The 1,929-nt window shown below is 65.9% G+C and carries 2 protein-coding genes; both read left to right on the top strand.

What is annotated here, in order from left to right:
• On the top strand, positions 1–590 hold a 590-nt coding region (locus tag A5733_RS10470; protein ID WP_369830923.1), incomplete at its 5' end, for a S1C family serine protease.
• Positions 591–598: 8 nt separating this feature from the next.
• The gene (locus A5733_RS10465; RefSeq protein ID WP_369806732.1) at positions 599–1,165 is read left to right on the top strand and encodes a molybdenum cofactor biosynthesis protein B; all 567 of its coding nucleotides are present in this window, start codon (positions 599–601) and stop codon (positions 1,163–1,165) included.
• Positions 1,166–1,929 lie beyond the last annotated feature (764 nt).

The following is a 1,929-nucleotide window of genomic DNA, read 5'->3' as shown; positions in this document are numbered from 1 at the left end:
CCCCGCGCCCCGGGGCGGGGGGGCCCGGGGTGGTTAACCCCCCCCCGCCGCCCCCCCCCCCCGCCGCCCCGGGCGGCGACACCCGCAACCAGAACACGGTGCTCGACGCGATCCAGACCGACGCGGCCATCAACCCGGGCAACTCCGGTGGTGCGCTGGTCAACATGAACGGTGAACTGGTCGGCATCAACTCGGCGATCGCCACGATGGGCGGGGATTCCCCGCAGGCCCAGAGCGGCTCGATCGGCCTGGGCTTCGCCATCCCGGTGGATCAGGCCAAGCGGATCGCCGATGAGTTGATCCAGCGCGGCACGGCCTCGCACGCCTCGCTGGGTGTGCAGGTCAGCAATGACCGGACCACCGACGGCGCCAAGATCGTGGAGGTCACCAACGGCGGGGCAGCGGCAGCCGCCGGTCTACCCAGCGGTGTGGTGGTGACGAAGGTCGACGATCGTGTGATCGGCAGCGCCGACGCACTCGTGGCCGCGGTCCGGTCCAAGGCCCCCGGGGACAAGGTCACGCTGACCTTCACCGACCAGGGCGGTAAGCCGCAGACCGTGGAGGTCACGCTCGGGCGGGCCGAGCAGTGAGCACGGTGATGGGACCGGATTCGGTGGCGCCGCTGCGTCTGGCTACACCGTTGTCTGCTGCCGGATATACGGTTGCAGGCATGGAACAGCCAGGGGAGTTGGTGGGCAGGGCGCTCGTCGTCGTCGTGGATGACCGCACCGCACACGGCGAGGAAGACCACAGCGGGCCGTTGGTCACCGAGTTGTTGGGTGAGGCCGGATTCGTCGTCGACGGCGTGGTGGTGGTGGCCGCAGACGAGGTCGAGATCCGCAACGCACTGAACACCGCGGTGATCGGCGGTGTGGATTTGGTGGTCTCGGTCGGCGGGACGGGGGTGACGCCGCGTGATGTGACGCCGGAGGCCACCCGCGACATCCTCGACCGTGAGCTGCTCGGCATCGCCGAGGCGTTGCGCGGGTCGGGGCTGTCGGCCGGCATCGTCGACGCCGGATTGTCGCGCGGCCTGTGTGGAGTGTCGGGCAGCACGCTGGTGGTGAACATCGCCGGGTCGCGTGCCGCCGTGCGCGACGGGATGGCCACGCTCGGCCCGCTGGCCGCGCAGGTGATCGGTCAGCTATCAAGCTTGGAGATCTGAGTACGGCGGAAACGGCGGCCTACGGGCCGCCGTTTTTGTTTTGCGGGTGAATACCGCGCGCCGGGGCGCCGGGTTGGTGAACCGCAGGTTAATTACTGTTTGCGTAAGCATTTATGATCAAATGTGATGTTCGTCACAAAGGAGCTTCAACATGGCGGAACGGAACAAATTTTCACGAGACGCAGTTAACAAGATCTTCGGCGACGCCCTGCCGGAGATCGCTCCGGACGAACGTGACACCGCTTCGCCGGACGACGACGCCGACCGCGACCGGTGGTTGCGGAGGAACGTTCCGCCCCATCACCAATAAATAGGTGAGCGGCTACTGGATCCGGGAAACCGCTGGCAGATCACAGTGTTCTGCGCCTCAACTCGTTATCGAAGCGAACGGCATCACAGCATTGCCCAGCGGGGCAAAGACCAGCGTCACGGCGTGCCGAGCCACCTCCGAGCCGGTTTTCAGCAAATTTTGATCGAGTGACCGCCTGCACTGCCGTCCGCCTCCGTTCGCGTTGCCGCCCCTATGCCCTGCCGTTATGTTCCTCGTGTCAACGATGAGCAGTGCGTAAGAGCAATGTGTGAAGTTCCTAATCGGTGTCACATGTGAGACTTGCGCGGCGATACGGTCTGCGGGGGACTGTTACGCCAAGCCACATACTCGGTGGCCCGTCAGGGCCACCGGCATAGAGCTAGGGAGAACATGAAGGCATTCAGTCGGGTGCTGGTCGCGATGGTGACCGCCATTGCGGGGGTCTTTGCGGGCC

This window comes from Mycobacterium sp. NS-7484 (assembly GCF_001953975.1).
Taxonomy (GTDB): domain Bacteria; phylum Actinomycetota; class Actinomycetes; order Mycobacteriales; family Mycobacteriaceae; genus Mycobacterium.
The sequence above is the reverse complement of the archived record's forward strand: the minus strand, read 5'-3'. Positions and strand labels throughout refer to the sequence as shown.

What these genes read in the sequence shown, in the direction of transcription:
- A5733_RS10465 (WP_369806732.1), top strand. Translation starts at nt 599, where the DNA reads ATGGGACCGGATTCGGTGGCGCCGCTGCGTCTGGCTACACCGTTGTCT.